This is a genomic window from Pseudomonas sp. SZ40, assembly GCF_052958135.1.
The window spans coordinates 100820-118449 of record NZ_JBQWIF010000003.1 but is presented as its reverse complement, the minus strand read 5'-3'; the positions used below and the strand labels follow the sequence as shown (position 1 = coordinate 118449).

Below are 17630 nucleotides of genomic sequence, written 5' to 3'. Positions count from 1 at the left end.
GTAGCCTGCCGCTGAGCGAAGCGATGCGCCGGAAGACGAGTACCCTCGCTCACGCGGCTACCGCTGCCGGGTTTCGCTTGGCTCCACCCAGGCTACCGATGATCGATGGTTCTGCCTGATAACGAAGAACGGCTGCCCTTGGGCAGCCGTTCTGGTCTGTGCGCACTCTTATTCGGGCAATCTGACGGTCTTCTTGCCGGCGCTGAACAGGTTCCAGCTGGCGACGAACAATGCCGCTATCAGCGGGCCGAGAACGAAGCCGTTGAGGCCGAACAGCGCCATGCCGCCCAGGGTTGAGATCAGGATCAGGTAATCGGGCAAGCGAGTGTCCTTGCCGACCAGGATCGGACGCAGGATGTTGTCCACCAGGCCGATTACCAGCACGCCGAACAGGGTCAGTACCACGGCCTGCCAGATGCTGCCGCTGAGGAACAGGTAAATGGCAACCGGAGCCCAGACGATGCCGGCGCCTGCAGCGGGCAGCAGCGACAGGAAGGCCATCAGCACGCCCCATAGCAGTGGGCTGGGAATGCCCAGCACCCAGAAGATCAGACCACCCAGGGCGCCCTGTACCGCGGCGACCACGATGTTGCCTTTGACCGTAGCGCGAACCACTCGGGTGAATTTGATCTGCAAGCGACGTTTGGTGTTGTCGCCCAGCGGGACTGCCATGCGGATATCCCGCACCAGTTCCTGGCCATCGCGCAGCAGGAAAAACAGCAGATAGAGCATGATGAAAAAGCTGATCACGAACTGAATGGTGCCCTGACCAATGGAGAACACCTTGGTCGCCAGGTACTGGCTGCCCGCCGCGGCGCCGCTGGAAATCTGCTCACGCAGGCCGTCCAGATTACCCATACCGATACGATCGATCTGCTGCTGCATGAACGCGGGGAGCATCTCCTTGGTACTGGTGACGTAGGCGCCGACATCCAGATCGCCCGATTCGATGCGCTGATAGATGCTGGTGCCCTCGGCAACCATCGCCGAGGTGATGAAGATCACCGGCAGAATCGCCACTAACAGGCAAATGACCAGTGTCAGCAAGGCCGACAGGTTGCCGCGCCCGCCAATGCGCCGGGCCATGCGCCGCTGCAGGGGGGCGAACACCACCGCCAGCGCCACCGCCCAGAACACCGCCCCGTAGAACGGCAGCAGGATCCAGATGAAAGCGATCGTCACCAGGACGAGCAGCAGGATGAAGGTTTTCTTTTCGAGTGAGGTAGTCGGCATGGTCGGATCACAGGAGGGGTATGCCCGTTAGTGTGCTGTGGTCCGAACAAAGTGCGAGAAACTTCTCGAGAAGGGCCTCCCTGCCCACGCTACTCAGATTCTGAACTGGCGTACCAGTTGCTCCAGGCCCTGCCCCAGCTGTGCCAGGCTGCGTGCGGTCTGCGCGCCCTGGCGGGTTTCGTCGGCGACGCTATCCACTGCGCCGGCAATCTGATGCACGCTGCGGTTGATCTCCTCGGCGACCGCGGTCTGCTCTTCGGCGGCGCTGGCGATCTGCGCGTTCATGGCGTTGATGGTGCCGATCAGCCCGGCGATGGCGTCCAGCGAGGTGCCGGCCTTGTTGGCCTGTTCGCTGGTGATATCGCCGGCATCGCTGGACTGGCGCATGGCGTTGACCGCATCGCGGGTGCCGCTCTGCAGGCGGTCGATCATGCCCTGAATCTCCTGGGTGCTTTGCTGGGTACGGCTGGCCAGCGCCCGAACCTCATCGGCGACCACGGCGAAACCACGGCCAGCCTCACCCGCACGCGCCGCCTCGATGGCCGCATTGAGGGCCAGCAGGTTGGTCTGTTCGGCGATCGAGCGGATCACGTCGAGCACGCTGACGATGGAGTGCACGTCCTTCTGCAGGTTGTCGAGTGAGGTGCCGCTGCCGCGAATGTCGCCAACCAGGGAGTGGATGCGGGCGATGCTGCCGTCGACCACCTGCTTGGCCGCCTGCCCTTCACGATCGGTCTGCTGGGCAGCCTCAGCCGCACCCTGGGCGCTTTTCGCCACCTCGTGGGCAGCAGCGGACATCTCGTTAATCGCCGTGGCAACCTGATCCGTCTCATGGCGCTGACGCTCCATGGCCTGTTCGGAACGTTGCGCCTGGGCGGCAACCTGGCCGACCAGTTCGGTCAGTTGCCCGGTCATGTCGACGATCTGCCGTACCAGGCCATGCACCTTGTCGACGAAACGGTTGAACGAGCCGGCCAGCTCGCCCAGCTCGTCGCGGCTGGTTACCGGCAGGCGACGGGTCAGGTCGCCGTCGCCAGCCGCGATGTCGTCCAGATTGGCCTTGATCTGCTGCAGGGGGCGCAGGAAGGTGTTGGCGAGAATCGCCCCGATCACGCCGAATACCACCAGCAACACCACGGCGATTACCAGAATGCTGGTGATGATGGTGCTCACGCGCTGATCGATGCCCTCGCGAACGGTCGTGATCTGCGCCTCCACACCGTCCAGATTGATCGCCGTGCCCAGGGCCATGTCCCACTTCGGCAGGTAATAGCTGTAGGCGAGCTTGGGCACCTGAATCGATTCGTTGCCCGGCAGCGGCGAGGAATAGTTGACGTAGTTGCTGTTGTCCTTGGCGACGCGCACCAGCTCGCGGTTGACGTAGACGCCGTTGACGTCACGCCGATCGTTGAGGCTCTTGCCGACATCCACGGGGCTGTCGCTTCTGAACAGCCGGACCACGTTGGAGTCATGCCCGAAGAAGTAACCATCCTGGCCGTACTTGATCTTCGACAGGATGGCGATGGCCTGCGCTCGGCTGGCCAGATCCCCCTGGGGAGCAGCATCGTAGAGCGTCTGTACGGCGCCCATGGCGATCGAGCTGTAGTTCTTCAGTTCGTTGCGCTTCTCGTCCAGCAGGCGAGCACGGGTCTCGGTGACCTCCTGCTCCGCCAGACCGTACAGCACCTTGGCGGCAGCGCCGCTGAGCACCAGGGCGAACAGCAGAACCGGAACCAGTGCCAACAGCACGACTTTGGACTTCAAGGTCAGGCGCATTTTTATTTTCCTTGTGGCCAGGCGAAGCCAAGGGGAGAAGGCTTCTACTCAGGTCATCGGCAGGCCCCAGCGAAACCTTAAGCTCGCCAGTGGCCGTCTGGAAATTGCGCCTGCGGCGTTACAGCACCATCGCCGCAACCCAGCCGAACACCAGCAGCGGCAGGTTGTAGTGCAGGAAAGTGGGCACCACGGTGTCCCAGATATGGTTGTGCTGGCCGTCGACGTTGAGGCCGGCCGTCGGGCCGAGGGTCGAGTCCGACGCAGGCGAACCGGCATCGCCGATGGCGCCGGCAGTGCCGACGATGCACACCGTGGCCAGCGGGCTGAAGCCCAACTGCACGCACAGCGGCACGAAGATCGCGGCAATGATCGGCACCGTGGAGAACGACGAGCCGATGCCCATGGTCACCAGCAGGCCGACCAACAGCATCATCAGCACACCCAGGCCCTTGCTGTCGCCGATCCATTCAGCGCTGGCGTCTACCAGCCCTTTCACCTCTCCCGTCTCGCGCATCACTTCGGCGAAACCCGAGGCGGCGATCATGATGAAGCCGATCATCGCCATCATCTTCATGCCTTCGGTGAACAGGTCGTCGGTTTCCTTCCAGCGCACGATGCCCGAGGCGGAGAACACCACGAAACCGAGCAGCGCGCCGATGATCATCGAGTCGAGCCACAGCTGTGCGCCGAACGCGATGGCCACCGCAATGCCTGCCACGGCCAGGCTACGGCGGTTGTAGGCGACATCCACGCGTTCGGTTCGCTCGACCAGGGCCAGGTCGTAACTGCGCTTGCGCCGATAACTGTACAGCGCCAGCAACAGGCCGGTGACCATGCCCATGGCCGGGATCAGCATGGCGTGGCTGACGTTCACACCGGTCACGTCCACGCCACTGCGCACCACGTTGGCGAGCAGAATTTCGTTGAGGAAGATGTTGCCGAAGCCCACCGGCAGGAACATGTAGGGGGTGATCAGGCCGAAGGTCAGCACGCAGGCGATTAGCCGGCGATCGAGCTGCAGGCGAGTGATGACGTACAGCAGCGGTGGTACTAGCAGCGGAATGAAGGCGATGTGAATAGGCAGGATATTCTGCGAGGAGATCGCTACCACCAGCAGTAGTCCCACCAGCATCCACTTCAGCGAACCGCCGCCACCACCGCGTGCGTCCTGACGGCCGACCAGCACCAGCGCCTTGTCGGCCAGGGCATGGGCCAGCCCGGATTTGGCGATGGCCACGGCGAAGGCGCCCAACAGAGCATAGGAAAGCGCCACGGTAGCGCCGCCACCCAGGCCCTTGTTGAACGCGGCAAGGGAGCCTTCGATGCCCAGACCACCGATCATTCCGCCAGCCAGCGCGCCGACGATCAGCGCTACCACCACGTGGACCCGGCAAAGGCTGAGGATCAGCATGATGCCGACGGCGGCGATAACTGCGTTCATTGATGGCTCCTGGAATCGCCGCGCAAGCCACGGCCCATTGGGGTGACCGCCAAGGGGCGGCAGGCCACAAAAAGCGTCGCACTCTGCCGGAAGCTGACCTGGGTGTCAAAAAACGGAGCGTGCGCTTGCAGCTGGATCGATGCGGCCGATTCGAGAACGGTTCTAAGCAAATAGCACAAACGTCCTTTGCGCTTTCAGTCGCGAAGGTTAGCCTCACGCCTTTTACCCATGGAGGATGCACATGCTCGATATCGTTCTGGTTGCCGGCTCAAGCCGCCCTGACAGCCAATCCGCGAAGGTTGCCCATTTTCTGCGTCATCGTCTGATTGCACTGGGCAAGACCCGCGCCGAGCTGAGCCAGGTCATCGATCTGGGCACCGGCCCCCTGCCCCTGTGGCCAGCCGAAGACAACGGCACCTGGGCGGATTACAGCCAGCGCCTGAAAAGCGCCGATGCGGTGGTGGTGATCGCCCCCGAGTGGAACGGCATGGCCGGGCCGGCGATCAAGAACTTCTTCATCTACGCCAGCAAGGCCGAGCTGGCCCACAAGCCGGGTCTGCTGGTGGGGGTCTCTTCGGGCATTGGCGGCGGCAGCCCGATCGCCGAGCTGCGCAGCTCAAGCTACAAGAACTGCCGCGTCAACTACCTGCCGGAACACCTGATCATCCGTCAGGTGACCAAGGTGCTCAACGACGAACAGCCAGCCAGCGAAGACGACGGCCGCATTCGTGCACGTATCGACTACGCTCTGGACATCCTCGCCCAGTACGGTGAAGCGCTGAAGCCGGTACGGGCCAATATCGACCTGAGCGATCCGGCGTTCACCAACGGCATGTAAGCAACAGCGAGGTATTCGTCGATCGATGCCTCGCACTGCAACCAGGCCATGAGCCGGGTTGGAACCGAGGAAAACCCTGGTCACAACGCTCAGCGCAATAGCGATCAGCGGCCGCGCAGCGGCAACTCGATTCTCACCCGCAGCCCACCCAGATCACTGTCGTGCAACGATATCGTGCCGCCCCAGGCGTCGACGATATCACGCACGATGCCCAGCCCCAGGCCGTGCCCGGCGGTCTGCTCATCCAGACGAATGCCGCGGCTGAGCACCTCCTCGCGCCGCTCGCTGTCGATCCCCGGGCCATCGTCGTCGACGTCCATCACGTAGGCGTCGGCCGTGCGCCCGATATGCAGGCGCACCTGGCTGTCTGCCCACTTGCAGGCGTTGTCCAGCAGGTTGCCGAGCAGTTCCAGCAGATCTTCGCGGTCCCGTGGCAGACGCAGGTCCGGCGGCGAGGCCTGCCAGCTCAGATCCAGGCCGCTATCGTGGATCATGCCCAGGGTGGCGAACAGCCCAGGCAACTCTTCTCTGCAATCGAAATGCGCGCCGGGCAAGGCCTCTCCGGCCAGCCGGGCACGGCCCAGCTCGCGGGCGATACGCTGCTCGATCTGCTGCAGGTGTTCGATCAGGTTGTCGCGCAGCTCCGGATGGGCGCGCAGTTCGTCCCGCGAAGCCAGGTTGACCAGCACCGCCAGCGGCGTTTTCAGGGCATGCCCGAGGTTGCCCAGGGCATTGCGTGAACGCTTCAGGGTTTCTTCGGTGTGGGCCAGCAGATGGTTGATCTGCTCGACCAGGGGCTCGAGTTCCTCGGGTACCCGCTCATCCAGTTCCGAACGCTGGCCTTGCTGGAGTTGGGCGATTTGCACCCGGGTCTGCTCCAGCGGGCGCAGTGCGCGGCTGACGGCAAGCCGTTGCAGCAACAGGATCAGGGCCAGGCTGCCCAGGCCCAGGCCCAGGCCGATGCGCTGCACGCGCCGGAAGCTTTCCAGAACCGGTGTGTAATCGCGAGCCACTGAAATGTTCAGTTGCTGGCCAAAACGCCGGTAATCGCCGCGAAATGTCACCAGCAATTGCCCCTGGGGGCCATCCTGCAGCTCGGGCTGCAGGCCATCCACATCGCTGGGCTGCAATTCGCTGTCCCACAGCGAACGTGAACGCCAGCTCTTGTCGGCGAAGTCGATGCGAAAATAAAGGCCGGAGTATGGGCGCTGGAACGCCGCACTGAGCCGCGACTCATCCAGCTGGATGCCGGAGGGCCCTCGCACCAGTGCAACGAGAAGCGATTGCGCCTCCTCCTCCAGGCCGGACTGCATGTAGCGCCGCAGGCTGTTGTCGAACAGCCACAGGCAGGTCTGCGCCAGCAGCAGGCCGATGATCAGCAGGACGCTGATCAGGCCGAGACTCAGGCGCCGCTGTATCGACCTCAAGCGGCGCTACCGCTGAACCGGTAGCCCTGGCCGCGTCGGGTTTCGATCACTTCGCGGCCGAGCTTGCGGCGCAGGTGATTGACGTGAACCTCGATGACGTTGGAGTCACGCTCGGTTTCACCATCGTAGAGATGCTCGGCCAGGTGACTCTTGGAGAGAATCTGCCCGGCGTGCAGCATGAAGTAGCGCAGCAGGCGAAACTCTGCAGCGGTCAACTCGATCTCCTGCTCGCCACGGCTGACGCACTGCCGGCCTTCATCCAGGTGCAAGCCGGCAGCCTGCAACTGTGGCTGGTTGGCCAGCCCGCGGGCACGGCGCAGCAGCGCCTGAATGCGCAACTGCAGCTCTTCGGGGTGAAACGGCTTGGTCAGATAATCGTCGGCACCGACCTTCAGCCCTTCGATACGCTCGGCCCAGGAGCCACGAGCGGTGAGCACCAGCACCGGGGTGGCAAGGCCACCCTTGCGCCATTCCTGCAGCACCTCTAGCCCCGGCTTGCCAGGCAGGCCGAGGTCGAGAATGATCAGGTCATAGGGCTCACTGGCCCCCTGATAGACGGCATCGCGGCCATCGGCCAGCCAGTCGACCGCGTAGCCCTGGCGGGTCAGCGAAGCGATCAGCTCATCGGCAAGCGGTACATGGTCTTCCACCAGCAACAGGCGCATGTCAGTCGTCTACCTCATCCTTCAGTATCCGCCCGTCGTGGGCGTCCAGTTCCAACTCGCGAACCACGCCCTCCCGGGTCAGCAGTTCCACTTCGTAAACGAAGACATCGTCCTCTTCCTCCAGCTCGGCCTCGAGCAGGGTCGCGCCGGGATAACGCTCCAGCGCTTCACGCATCAACTGGTCGAGCGGCAGGATCACGCCGCTCAAGCGCAGATCCCGCGCCTCGTCCTGATCGAGGTCACGCGCACTGGCGGCGCAAGTCAGCGTCACCAGCAGCATGATGGAAATGAAGCGTAAAAGCGGATTGCCTTTCATCAATCATCCTGATGGTTCTTGAGGATGGTGCCATTGGTCGCGTCGAGTTCGACATCCCATTTGCGGTTCTGGGCGTCACGCACTTCTACCTGATAGAGGTAGCGACCATATTCTTCCTCGAGTTCGGTGCCCTCCAGTTTACCGCCCGGATGCTCGGCAAGGGCAGCCTCATTGAGTTTTTCGAAGGACTGGATGGTTCCGGCGTCACGCAGCTTGAGTGCCTCGTCCGGACCCAGGTCACGGGCCTGGGCGATCCCGGCGGTGGCGATGAGAGCGGCAGCGGCGAACAATGCGGTCAATTTCTTCACGGTTAACTCCTTGGTGAACTGTTTCGACGGTGTTCAGATTAAGGGAAGCGACTTAACTCAAACTGAATTGCTGCACAGACCGGCCGGCACCGCACGCCTTATACTGGCGCCTTGCCGCCGGAGCCCCCCATGAGCGCCATTCAGATCAAGTACCCTGCCCTTACCCTCAAAGCGGGCCGCCGTGCCTTGGCGCGCATTCGCGAGCGTCATCTGCAGCCAGCGGATGTCGGCACCCTGCCCGGTGCCGCAGGTGGCCCCAAGGCGCTGGGCATCCAGGGGCTGGATATCGCGCTGTTCGGCGACTGGCTGGCGCGTGCCCCGCGCGAGCGCTCGTTGATCGGCGCCTCGATTGGCTCCTGGCGCTTCGCCAGTGCGTGTCTGCCAGAGCCAGCGGTGGCCTTGCGACGCCTGGGCGAGCTGTACACCGGCATGCGCTTCGCCAAGGGCGTGAGCATGCTCGAAGTGTCCCGGCGCTGTGCGCAGATGCTCGATGAACTGCTGCAGCAGCAAGATGCTGCAGTGCTCGACAATGCCCACTACCGGCTCAATATCGTGGTGGTGAAAAGCCACGGTCGGCTTGCCGAAGATGGCCGACGCGCGCTAGGGCTGGGTCTGTCGTCGGTGATGGGTAGCAACATCCTCGGGCGCCCGCGTCTGGCCCGCCACTTCGAGCGGGTGATTCTCCACGACGCGCGCCTGGCACCACCGCTGCACCCGCTCACCGATTTTCCTTCACGCTGCCTGCCGCTCGATGTCGGCAATCTGCGCCATGCACTGCTGGCATCCGGCTCGATCCCCTTCGTGATGCAGGGCGTACGCGACATTCCTGGTGTTGGGCCAGGCACCTATCGCGATGGCGGCCTGCTCGACTATCACCTGGACCTGCCATACAGCGGTGACGACATCGTGCTGTACCCGCACTTCACCGATCGCGTCATTCCCGGCTGGTTCGACAAGGGCATGCCCTGGCGTCGCGGTGACGCCACACGCCTGCAGGATGTCCTGCTCCTGGCGCCATCGCGGGAGTACCTGGCGCGCCTGCCCTTCGGCAAGCTGCCGGACCGCAAGGATTTCAGCCGTTTTCTCGGCGATGACGCCGGGCGTGAGCGCTACTGGCGCCTGGCAATGGACGAAAGTCAGCGCATGGGCGATGAATTTCTCGAACTGCTCGAGACCGGTAGCCTGGCAGACAGACTGCAGCCGCTCTAGGCGGTAGCGGCATGGTCGCCGGAAAACCGGCAGAAAATCCTTCGATACGCTTAAGCGCTTGCCGTTATTGATAAAAAATACGGAACCAAACGGAACCGAATACCCGGGTTATTTTCCTATTAACTGTTGGTGTCGTTTCAATGGTCGGTAACGTAATTGCGTACTGGAACCCTTGAAAACTTTGATGCTCGTCAACTTCACAATTTAATTTTCGGTTTTTTGAAAAATTAATTGATTCGGATGTGACTTGCAGGGCTCATCGAAACATCAACAGCTATGAACGTCAGCGTTAACACACGATGCTGACACTATGAATCATTGGGAAAACCTCGGAGAACCGACCCCATGAACGCTTCGCTGCGTTTCAATGATGCACTGCTGATTGCCGATCGTGCCTTTCAACCTTTTCACTGTGTCGCCTGGGCTCCCCAGGACGGTACCGGCGTGCTGAGCCTTACGGTCGTAGACCGCACCAGCACTCGCCTGATCGATCGTACGCAACTCACCAGCAGCATTTACAGCGATCCGCTAGAACTGGCCAAGGCACTGAAAAAGTCCCGTGACGAGCTGAGCAGCAAAGGCTTCGACCTCGCCCCGTGGAGCATGCCGGAATAGAGCGCCAGTCGCTGACTTTCGTTATTGCCATGAAAGTTGCCGCACTTCGGGTGCGGCAACTTGTCTCTGGATTGAAACATCCCCTTTCCGCGTTATCCGCCCCACTCACCGTATCGGTAAAAGACTGAACTTCCTGTCGTGTTCGGCTGGCTAAGTCTTTATCCGTCGCAACGAGCTGGCCGGCATGCATTACGTCGATGAAGTACAGCGGTTTCCGGTGACGTATTGCGTCGCCCTCCCCTTGGTTGGCATCACGCTCACCACCGTCTCCGTTGCCGCAGCGGAGGGCCGTCGATGAGCGATTCGTCGTTGATCCCCGAGCTACCCAACGACCTGCACTACGTCGATGACGGCGGCCCGGGGATCACCCGGCGCAAACTGCGCGGCAAGTTCTGCTACTTCGAGCCTGACGGTGAACGCATCCGCGATGCCGAGCAAATCGCGCGCATCAATGCACTGGCCATCCCGCCCGCCTACGTCGACGTATGGATCTGCCCGGATCCCAAGGGCCACCTGCAGGCTACCGGCCGCGACGCGCGAGGTCGCAAGCAATACCGTTATCACCCCCGCTGGCGCGAAGTGCGCGACACCGACAAGTACGCCAATCTGCTGCTGTTCGGCAAAGCACTGCCGAAACTGCGCCAGACGGTGGAGCAACACCTGCTGTTGCCCGAGCATGGTCGGGAAAAGGTCATGGCCACGGTCATTACCTTGCTCGACAACACGCTGATCCGTATCGGCAACGTACGTTACGCCAAGGAAAACCGCTCTTACGGCCTGACGACCCTGCGCAACCGCCACGTCGAAGTACAGGGTAGCGCCATACGTTTCCACTTCCGCGGCAAGAGCGGCATCGAGCACGAGGTGGAGGTCAGTGACCGGCGCCTGGCACGCATCATCCGCCGTTGCCTGGAGCTGCCGGGGCAGCATCTGTTCCAGTACCTCGACGCGAATGGCGAACGCCATACCGTGACATCGACCGACATCAACAACTACCTGCGCGAGCTCACGGGTGCCGATTTCACCGCCAAGGATTACCGCACCTGGGCGGGAAGCGCTCTGGCGCTGACCCTGTTGCGTGAACTGGAGTGGCAGCCGGAGAGCTCGGCCAAGAAGCACGTGGTGGCGATGGTCAAGCAGGTTGCCGAAGAGCTGCGCAACACGCCGGCGGTGTGCCGCAAATGCTACATCCACCCGGCCCTGATAGATGCCTTCCACTGCGGTGAGCTCGCCGATTTGCGCCTCGCTGCGGCGCGCAAGGGGCTGCGATCAGAGGAAAGCCTGCTGATGCGGTTTCTGGAAAAGATCCCAGTGCCCTGAGCCCCTTCAATGTGGCGAGATATGTGGGAATAATGTCATTGCCGCCACTCTCTCGCCCGCGCACACTGCGTCCATGTTCCCCGAGGGATTGTCATGGACGAAAGCAGATGCATCGCCGCACTGGTCTACACGGACTTCATGAGTCTCGACGTGGTCGGCCCCTTGCAGGTATTCGCCTCCGCCAACGTTGAGCGCAATCGCCAGGGGCTGGGCGATGCCTACCGCTTGCTGATGCTCGCCGAGCAGGCTGGGCAGGTGCGCAGCTCTTCTGGCATGCGCGTGGTGGCAGACGCCGCCTGGGCCGACTGTGACCCCGCCAGCCTGGACACCCTACTGATTCCCGGTGGTATCGGTGAAACCGTTCAGTGTGAAAACCAGGCCCTGCTGAGCTGGCTGCGCGGTGCCGAGCCCGGCATACGCCGCCTGGGATCGGTCTGTTCGGGAGCACTGATCCTGGCGCGTACCGGCCTGCTCGACGGCCAACGGGTGACGACGCACTGGGCGGATATAGACACCCTTCGCCAACACGATAAGTTACGCGTCGACAGCAACTGCCTGCACACCTACGACCCCGCTGGCGCCGGTGGCAGCGGCCATCTGTTCACCTCCGCGGGCGTCACGGCCGGTATCGATCTGGCCCTGGCGCTGGTGGAGGCCGACCTTGGCCGCAGCATGGCACTGGCCGTAGCGCGCCGCCTGGTGATGTTCCTGCGCCGCCCTGGCGGCCAGGCGCAGTTCAGCGCCCTGCTCGCCCCGGAACCCAGCCGCACGCCTCGGCTTGCCGAGCTGCTCGACTGGATTCCCGCCAATCTGGGGGCAGACCTGTCACTGGAGGCGCTGGCCAGCGAAGCGAAGATGGCGCCACGCACCCTTTCCCGGGTTTTCGCCAGGGAGCTGGGCACCGGCCCGGCACGTTACGTGGAGCGCATTCGCCTGGAAGCCGCCCGCGCGCTGCTCCAGGACGCCCAGGCCTCCGTGGCGACGGTCGCCCGCCTTACCGGCTTCGGCCACCCGGAGAACCTGCGCCGGGTCTTTCAGAAGCACCTTTCCATCAGCCCCCAGGAATACGCCGAACGTTTCGGCCAGGAGACATCCCATGCTTGAACTGCGCCCCAACTGCGAATGCTGCGACCGCGACCTGCCACCCGAGTCCTGCGACGCGCGCATCTGCTCGTTCGAATGCACCTACTGCAGCGAATGCGCCGACACCCACTTGCAAGGCCACTGCCCGAACTGCTCGGGCGAACTGGTCCGCCGCCCGATCCGCCCGGCCGCGAAGCTGCCTGCCAACCCGCCGTCGACGTTGCGGGTGCTCAAGGCTGGAGGATGCGATGCTGCTACTGCGTAACCGCGCGCTACTGATCCTGTTCTTCGCTCAGGCGCTGTATTGGAGCTGCTCGCTGATTGGCATCACCCTCACCGCCCTGATCGGTATGCAACTGTCTCCGTACAACAGCCTGGCGACATTGCCGCTGGCTCTGCTGGTGCTGGGCAATCTGCTGGCCACTCATCCGCTGTCGCTGTTCATGCAGCGTCATGGCCGCCGTCCCGGGCTGACGCTCGGCGCCGCAGCCGGAATCCTCGGCGGGCTGATCAGCGCCCTTGGCGTGTGGTTGGCGGATTTCAATCTGTTCTGCCTGGGCGCCTTGCCAATCGGGGTCTACCAGGCGTCCGCCATGTACTACCGTTTTGCTGCGCTGGAAACGGTGGATGAGGCACACAAGGGGCGCGCTGCAGCCTGGGTGATCGGTGGCGGTGTCTGTGCCGCCCTGCTTGCCCCTACCTTGACGCTATGGGCACGCAATGCATTGAGCACGCCTTTCGTCGGCGCTTACCTGCTGCTTGCGGTGCTGGCATTGCTGGGGTTTTTGCTGCTGAGCGCACTGCGCGAAGGGGCAATCCCCGCCGCTCCTCGTGGCAATATGCGCGAGCTGCTGGCTCGCCCGGCAATCCGCTCTGCGCTTGCCATTAGCGCCATCGGTCATGGCCTGATGATTCTGGTGATGAATGCCACACCGCTGGCCATGAGTTTTTGTGGTCTTTCAGTGGAAAGCGCGGCGCAGGTAATCCAGTGGCACATGCTAGGCATGTTTCTACCTGCGCTGATCGCTGGGCCGCTGGTGGACCGTCTCGGTGGCCGACGTATCGCGATGACTGGTGTCGCGCTGCTCAGCAGCAGCGCCTTGATCGCACTGACCGGTGAGACACAGCCATATTTCCTGATTTCATCGCTGCTACTTGGGATCGGCTGGAATCTGATGCTGGTAGCCGGCACCACGTTGCTGGTCAGCGCTCACAGCGCCGAGGAGCGTGGCAGGGCTCAGGGGTTGATGGAGCTGGCCAATGGCAGTGTTGCCGCCTGTGCGGCATTCGCATCCGGTGCGCTGATCACCGGACTGGGTTGGAGCCTGGTCAACCTGGCCATGCTGCCGGTGCTGGCAATAGCCGTCGTGGCGTTGCTGGGCCGATCGGCTCCAAGAGCGCCACTGGCAGGCTGAGCCATCAGGCACCGAAAACGGTCACCTGGTTACGACCGTTGCGCTTGGAGGTGTAAAGCGCCTGATCGGCCCACTGCAGCAGTTGCAGGTGGTCGTGGCTGGGTTCGCTCAGGTCTGCCACGCCAAGGCTGATGGTGAAGGGAATCACCTGCCCCTCGTGACTGATCTGCAGATGCTCGACCACGCCACGCAGGCGCTCGGCGAAGACTCGCCCACCTGCACAGTCGACGTCGGGCAGCAATACCACGAATTCCTCGCCACCGTAGCGCCCGGCAATGTCGGTATCGCGGATCTGCTCGCTGACCACCTTGGCCAGGCCCTGAATCACCGCATCGCCTGCCTGGTGGCCATAGGTGTCGTTGACCTTCTTGAAATGATCGATATCGAAGATCACCAGCGAGGCACTGCTGCCGTAGCGACGATGGCGGGCATGCTCGCGCTTGAGCTCTTCTTCCCAGTGCCCGCGATTGTTCAGGCCGGTCAGTCGGTCGGTACGCGACAGGTGCTTGAACTGATCGCTCATCGACTGCAACTGGCGCTTGTTCACCGCGACGCTGGTAACGTCATAGATGATCAGGCACAGGTGCTCGATCTTGCTGTTGGTGGCCTGCAGCGGCAGCACGGTGGTGTTCTGGTACATGAAATCTTCCAGGCCGGTAATCGGCTGGTAGTTCTTGAAGCGCACCAGATAAGGCCGCTGCTCCCAGATGGTGAAAGCCGGCGTGCCAAGGGTGGCGACGCTATCCACCTTGCGGCGAAACCAGCCTTCCTCGACCTCGGGAAACAGTTCGAAGAACGAGCGCTCGGCAGCATCCTGCGCGGTACGCCCGGAGTGATTCTCCATGAAGCTGTTCCATACCTCGACCCGGTAGTCGCGATCCAGCACCACCACACCGACGTCGATGCTCTGCACGATCGCCAGCAGCCAGTGGAACTCGTTGAAATCCATGTTCGCGACCATGTCTGTCATTCCATCAGGTAGGCGAGTTTTTTGGTCAGCAGCGGCACCGAGTCCTCGGTGAACAGCAACAGCAGGTCGAAGTGGATATTGTGCCCTTCGATGCTGTAACTGACTTCCACGGCGAGGGTCTTGCGCCAGCGCTGACCGTTGAGGCGGATCAGTTCGTCGATCGAGGCATGCTCACCGAGCACCTGCGGGTGGCCCTGGGAGAAGCTCACGTCGAGCTGCTCGGCAATGCCGCTCAGGCACGCGCCGATGATCACGCTGGACATGTCCAGGAGCATTTCCATGGACGAATAATTCTGCTGCTGCCACTGCATCAGCCTGGCCATGTCCCCTACTTCCGAGTCATGGAAGATGAGCAGGGCTTCACCGCTGATGCCGCCACCGATATAGCCCTGGCACACCGCAGTCAGCCCGTTGCCGCGCTGGGCATCGGCCAGCGCCATGTGCAGCTCGCTGACTTCGAGAATGTTCACGTTGGGGATCGGCAACTGCACGAACACACCCAGTACCCGCGCCAACAGCGCTGCCGCCTGGCCCATGGCGACGTTGACCACTTCGCGGAAAGCGTCGCGGAACGATACCTTGGGCTCTCCCAGCGCTGCCACGGGCGCCGTGGCCGGCGCGGAAGGCGCGCTGAGGAAGCCCAGACGGTCGAGGGTCTGGCGCAGCAATTCGGGATCGGCAGGTTTTTTCAGAAAGGCCAGCGCGCCGAGCTCCTGAACCCGGCGCACGGCTTCTTCCTGAACGTCACCGGAGACAACGATGACCTTCTGGGCAAGACCTTCGGCCTTGAGCGCGGCCAGCACGCCATAGCCGTCGAGCACCGGCATGGTCAGGTCGAGCAGCAATAGATCGAAATGCGCCGCACGAAGCTGCTCGAGGGCTTCCTCACCATTGCTGGCCTGGCTGACCGTTACCGGCCAATCCGTGGGCAAGGCGCGCAGCAGTTGCTTGCGTGCCATGTTCGAATCGTCGCAAACGAGAAGAGATGCTTCCGGCATCGGTACGCCTCGAGAAGGTGAGCCAGTTCCGGCTTGTTACGCTGCGGTGAAATGCCGACAACGATGGCGCCATCCTAGAGCGTTCCTGACAATCTATAGCAGAATGCCATTACGCTTTTGTTTTTTTATCCTGCTTTCGTGAACCGTAGCACCCTGAAAACGGACAAGGCGACCGAAGTCGCCTTTTGCAGCAAGCCGATGATCAGTAGTACGCGTTTTCGCGATTGCTGTGATCGGTCACGTCACGCACACCCTTGAGCTGCGGAATGCGTTCGAGCAAGGTCTTCTCGATACCTTCCTTGAGGGTCAGGTCGGCCTGGCCGCACCCCTGACAACCACCACCGAACTGCAGTACGGCGATGCCTTCGTCGACCACGTCGATGAGTGTCACCTGGCCGCCGTGGCTGGCCAGACCGGGATTGATCTCGGTTTGCAGGTAATAGTTGATACGCTCGTTGAGCGGGCTGTCTTCGTTGACCATCGGCACCTTGGCATTTGGCGCCTTGATGGTCAGCTGGCCACCCATGCGATCGGTGGCGTAGTCGACCACGGCGTCTTCCAGAAACGGCTCGCTGACGGCGTCGATCCACGCGGTGAAGCTGGCCAGGCCGATGGCCTGATCTTCCGGCTTCTGCTCACCGGGCTTGCAGTAGGCGATGCAGGTTTCCGCGTACTGGGTACCGGGCTGGGTGATGAAAACGCGAATGCCGATTCCGGGAGTATTCTGCTTGTTCAGCAGGTCTGCCAGGTAATCATGGGCGGCATCGGTAATGGTAATAGTGCTCATGGCAACTCCTCACGGTCATGTGCTGAATTGTACGCCAAATGGCGGCCCCGGACAAAGTCCTACTATTTTACTCAGGATAGCGCCTGAACACGGCCGCTGCCCGTGCGTTCGGCGATCCATACCTTGGCCTGCACGAAAAAGCGCTTTTCGATCAACTCGTAGCTGCCCCAGGACGCCAGGGCGATCAGCGGCATGCACGCGGCGATCACCACATAGGGATTGAGATCCAGGCTGGCCTGCAGGTACCAGCCCAGCGACAGCACGATCACGTGCAGCAGATACACCGAGTAGGAGCAGTCGCCCATTCGCGCCAGCAGGCGATTGTCCTTGAACCAGGGCTCCATGGCGATGCAGGCGGCGACGATCAGCGCACTCGGCACGCCCCAGTGCAACAGGCGCATGGTGTTGTCCAGGTGATAGATGGCCAGCAGCGAGCCGGCGATGAGCAGCAGTGGCAGCCACAAGCCCTGGCGGATCCAGCCGCGGTTGTAGACCATGCCCAGCAGCACGCCGAAGAGAAACTCGTAGACGATGCTGTTGCGGTAGAAATCGCTGACCCAGGGCTGCGTCGCCAGTAGCCCGAAAACCAGCAAGGTGCTGGTGATCAGCAGCAGGCGCAAGCGCTCTGGAACCATGAAGGCCAGCGCGAACAGCAGGTAGAAGAACATCTCGTAGTTCAGTGTCCAGCCGACGTTGAGCGTGGGGTACAGACCGAAACCAGCGGGGTTTTCTGCGGGGATGAACAGCAGCGACATCATCAGGTGCTGCATATCGAATGCCTGGGTCGGCATCACCGGGTTGGCGAAGGCGATGATCAGGGCGGCGATCAGCGAATACAGCCAGTACGCCGGGACGATACGCAGCGCGCGGTTGAGCATGAAGCGCCAGGGGGTGATGCTCTTGCCCTGGGTGGAGAGGTAGATCACCAGCCCGCTGATCACGAAGAAGATATCGACACCGACGGCTCCCTTGTCGGTGAACAGATAGCCCATGAAGCTATCTGCCTTGAAATCGAAGAACACCTGCATGACATGGTGAAAGACCACTACCCAGGCTGCCAACGCCCGCAATGCCTGCACTGAAATCAGCATAGAACCGCCATTCTCCCTCTCGTTGAAACCGATACGGGTGGCCCGGAATCAGACCACCACAAGGTCCGACCGCAGCGGTTTGAGAAAGGTCGAGAGAAATGCCCCTAGGTGCCCGGCAGGCCATGGCTGCCCGCCGGA

18 protein-coding genes are annotated in these 17630 nt (G+C 62.3%); 7 read left to right on the top strand and 11 right to left on the bottom strand.

Features of this window, described 5'->3' with window-relative positions; all coding sequences use genetic code 11:
- Positions 1–168 precede the first annotated feature (168 nt).
- The 3 genes from ACT9T4_RS04335 to ACT9T4_RS04325 form a co-directional block, all read right to left on the bottom strand.
- Positions 169–1233 (bottom strand): AI-2E family transporter, encoded by a 1065-nt coding sequence (locus ACT9T4_RS04335; RefSeq protein WP_042552627.1) that lies wholly within the window; start codon positions 1231–1233, stop codon positions 169–171.
- Positions 1234–1326: 93 nt separating this feature from the next.
- Entirely contained in the window at positions 1327–3009 is a 1683-nt protein-coding gene (gene ctpM / locus ACT9T4_RS04330; protein ID WP_042552626.1) for a methyl-accepting chemotaxis protein CtpM, read from the bottom strand.
- Between the two features lie 118 nt (positions 3010–3127).
- Positions 3128–4450, bottom strand: a complete 1323-nt coding sequence (locus ACT9T4_RS04325; RefSeq protein ID WP_042552625.1) for a Na+/H+ antiporter family protein — start codon at positions 4448–4450, stop codon at positions 3128–3130.
- A gap of 241 nt (positions 4451–4691) precedes the next feature.
- On the opposite strand from ACT9T4_RS04325, the gene ACT9T4_RS04320 reads away from it, so the two are divergent.
- Positions 4692–5288, top strand: a complete 597-nt coding sequence (locus ACT9T4_RS04320) for an NADPH-dependent FMN reductase (protein ID WP_499115659.1) — start codon at positions 4692–4694, stop codon at positions 5286–5288.
- A gap of 104 nt (positions 5289–5392) precedes the next feature.
- Here the strand turns inward: ACT9T4_RS04320 and ACT9T4_RS04315 are convergent, their stop codons facing one another.
- The 4 genes from ACT9T4_RS04315 to ACT9T4_RS04300 are packed head-to-tail and all read right to left on the bottom strand — an operon-like array spanning position 5393 to position 8004.
- Positions 5393–6715 carry a sensor histidine kinase gene (locus ACT9T4_RS04315; protein ID WP_179538177.1) on the bottom strand — a complete coding sequence of 441 codons (1323 nt, stop codon included), beginning with the start codon at positions 6713–6715 and terminating at the stop codon, positions 5393–5395.
- Positions 6712–7380 (bottom strand): response regulator transcription factor, encoded by a 669-nt coding sequence (locus ACT9T4_RS04310; protein WP_042552622.1) that lies wholly within the window; start codon positions 7378–7380, stop codon positions 6712–6714. Before ACT9T4_RS04310 ends, ACT9T4_RS04315 begins: the two co-directional genes overlap by 4 nt.
- A 1-nt stretch (position 7381) precedes the next feature.
- On the bottom strand, positions 7382–7660 hold the full coding sequence (locus tag ACT9T4_RS04305; RefSeq protein ID WP_373565145.1) for a PepSY domain-containing protein: 279 nt from the start codon (positions 7658–7660) through the stop codon (positions 7382–7384).
- Between the two features lie 35 nt (positions 7661–7695).
- Entirely contained in the window at positions 7696–8004 is a 309-nt protein-coding gene (locus ACT9T4_RS04300; protein ID WP_042552620.1) for a PepSY domain-containing protein, read from the bottom strand.
- 129 nt (positions 8005–8133) lie between these two features.
- On the opposite strand from ACT9T4_RS04300, the gene ACT9T4_RS04295 reads away from it, so the two are divergent.
- From ACT9T4_RS04295 to ACT9T4_RS04270, 6 genes are all read left to right on the top strand, one after another.
- Entirely contained in the window at positions 8134–9213 is a 1080-nt protein-coding gene (locus tag ACT9T4_RS04295) for a patatin-like phospholipase domain-containing protein (protein WP_042552619.1), read from the top strand.
- 345 nt (positions 9214–9558) lie between these two features.
- Entirely contained in the window at positions 9559–9828 is a 270-nt protein-coding gene (locus ACT9T4_RS04290; protein ID WP_042552618.1) for a hypothetical protein, read from the top strand.
- Between the two features lie 294 nt (positions 9829–10122).
- On the top strand, positions 10123–11148 hold the full coding sequence (locus tag ACT9T4_RS04285; protein WP_499115655.1) for a DNA topoisomerase IB: 1026 nt from the start codon (positions 10123–10125) through the stop codon (positions 11146–11148).
- 93 nt (positions 11149–11241) lie between these two features.
- The gene (locus tag ACT9T4_RS04280) at positions 11242–12252 is read left to right on the top strand and encodes a GlxA family transcriptional regulator (RefSeq protein WP_499115653.1); all 1011 of its coding nucleotides are present in this window, start codon (positions 11242–11244) and stop codon (positions 12250–12252) included.
- Positions 12245–12496 carry a DUF1272 domain-containing protein gene (locus tag ACT9T4_RS04275; RefSeq protein WP_499115651.1) on the top strand — a complete coding sequence of 84 codons (252 nt, stop codon included), beginning with the start codon at positions 12245–12247 and terminating at the stop codon, positions 12494–12496. The genes ACT9T4_RS04280 and ACT9T4_RS04275 overlap by 8 nt, the downstream gene beginning before the upstream one ends.
- On the top strand, positions 12483–13646 hold the full coding sequence (locus ACT9T4_RS04270) for an MFS transporter (protein ID WP_231570114.1): 1164 nt from the start codon (positions 12483–12485) through the stop codon (positions 13644–13646). The genes ACT9T4_RS04275 and ACT9T4_RS04270 overlap by 14 nt, the downstream gene beginning before the upstream one ends.
- Positions 13647–13650: 4 nt before the next feature.
- Here the strand turns inward: ACT9T4_RS04270 and ACT9T4_RS04265 are convergent, their stop codons facing one another.
- From ACT9T4_RS04265 to ACT9T4_RS04250, 4 genes are all read right to left on the bottom strand, one after another.
- Positions 13651–14607 carry a GGDEF domain-containing protein gene (locus ACT9T4_RS04265; RefSeq protein WP_042552613.1) on the bottom strand — a complete coding sequence of 319 codons (957 nt, stop codon included), beginning with the start codon at positions 14605–14607 and terminating at the stop codon, positions 13651–13653.
- Between the two features lie 5 nt (positions 14608–14612).
- A complete protein-coding gene (locus tag ACT9T4_RS04260) occupies positions 14613–15614 on the bottom strand; it encodes a response regulator (protein ID WP_042552612.1) in 1002 nt (333 codons plus the stop codon).
- Between the two features lie 202 nt (positions 15615–15816).
- Positions 15817–16401: a Fe-S biogenesis protein NfuA gene (nfuA, locus tag ACT9T4_RS04255; protein WP_042552611.1), complete on the bottom strand. Its 585-nt coding sequence runs from the start codon at positions 16399–16401 to the stop codon at positions 15817–15819.
- A 71-nt stretch (positions 16402–16472) separates the two neighbouring features.
- On the bottom strand, positions 16473–17492 hold the full coding sequence (locus ACT9T4_RS04250) for an acyltransferase family protein (protein ID WP_179538184.1): 1020 nt from the start codon (positions 17490–17492) through the stop codon (positions 16473–16475).
- Between the last annotated feature and the right edge of the window lie 138 nt (positions 17493–17630).

Bases quoted from the DNA above. Each gene is read 5' to 3' on its own strand.
- ACT9T4_RS04335 (WP_042552627.1), bottom strand. From the start codon at position 1,233: ATGCCGACTACCTCACTCGAAAAGAAAACCTTCATCCTGCTGCTCGTC.
- ctpM (WP_042552626.1), bottom strand. From the start codon at position 3,009: ATGCGCCTGACCTTGAAGTCCAAAGTCGTGCTGTTGGCACTGGTTCCG.
- ACT9T4_RS04325 (WP_042552625.1), bottom strand. From the start codon at position 4,450: ATGAACGCAGTTATCGCCGCCGTCGGCATCATGCTGATCCTCAGCCTT.
- ACT9T4_RS04320 (WP_499115659.1), top strand. From the start codon at position 4,692: ATGCTCGATATCGTTCTGGTTGCCGGCTCAAGCCGCCCTGACAGCCAA.
- ACT9T4_RS04310 (WP_042552622.1), bottom strand. From the start codon at position 7,380: ATGCGCCTGTTGCTGGTGGAAGACCATGTACCGCTTGCCGATGAGCTG.
- ACT9T4_RS04305 (WP_373565145.1), bottom strand. From the start codon at position 7,660: ATGCTGCTGGTGACGCTGACTTGCGCCGCCAGTGCGCGTGACCTCGAT.
- ACT9T4_RS04295 (WP_042552619.1), top strand. From the start codon at position 8,134: ATGAGCGCCATTCAGATCAAGTACCCTGCCCTTACCCTCAAAGCGGGC.
- ACT9T4_RS04290 (WP_042552618.1), top strand. From the start codon at position 9,559: ATGAACGCTTCGCTGCGTTTCAATGATGCACTGCTGATTGCCGATCGT.
- ACT9T4_RS04285 (WP_499115655.1), top strand. From the start codon at position 10,123: ATGAGCGATTCGTCGTTGATCCCCGAGCTACCCAACGACCTGCACTAC.
- ACT9T4_RS04280 (WP_499115653.1), top strand. From the start codon at position 11,242: ATGGACGAAAGCAGATGCATCGCCGCACTGGTCTACACGGACTTCATG.
- ACT9T4_RS04275 (WP_499115651.1), top strand. From the start codon at position 12,245: ATGCTTGAACTGCGCCCCAACTGCGAATGCTGCGACCGCGACCTGCCA.
- ACT9T4_RS04265 (WP_042552613.1), bottom strand. From the start codon at position 14,607: ATGGTCGCGAACATGGATTTCAACGAGTTCCACTGGCTGCTGGCGATC.
- ACT9T4_RS04260 (WP_042552612.1), bottom strand. From the start codon at position 15,614: ATGCCGGAAGCATCTCTTCTCGTTTGCGACGATTCGAACATGGCACGC.
- nfuA (WP_042552611.1), bottom strand. From the start codon at position 16,401: ATGAGCACTATTACCATTACCGATGCCGCCCATGATTACCTGGCAGAC.
- ACT9T4_RS04250 (WP_179538184.1), bottom strand. From the start codon at position 17,492: ATGCTGATTTCAGTGCAGGCATTGCGGGCGTTGGCAGCCTGGGTAGTG.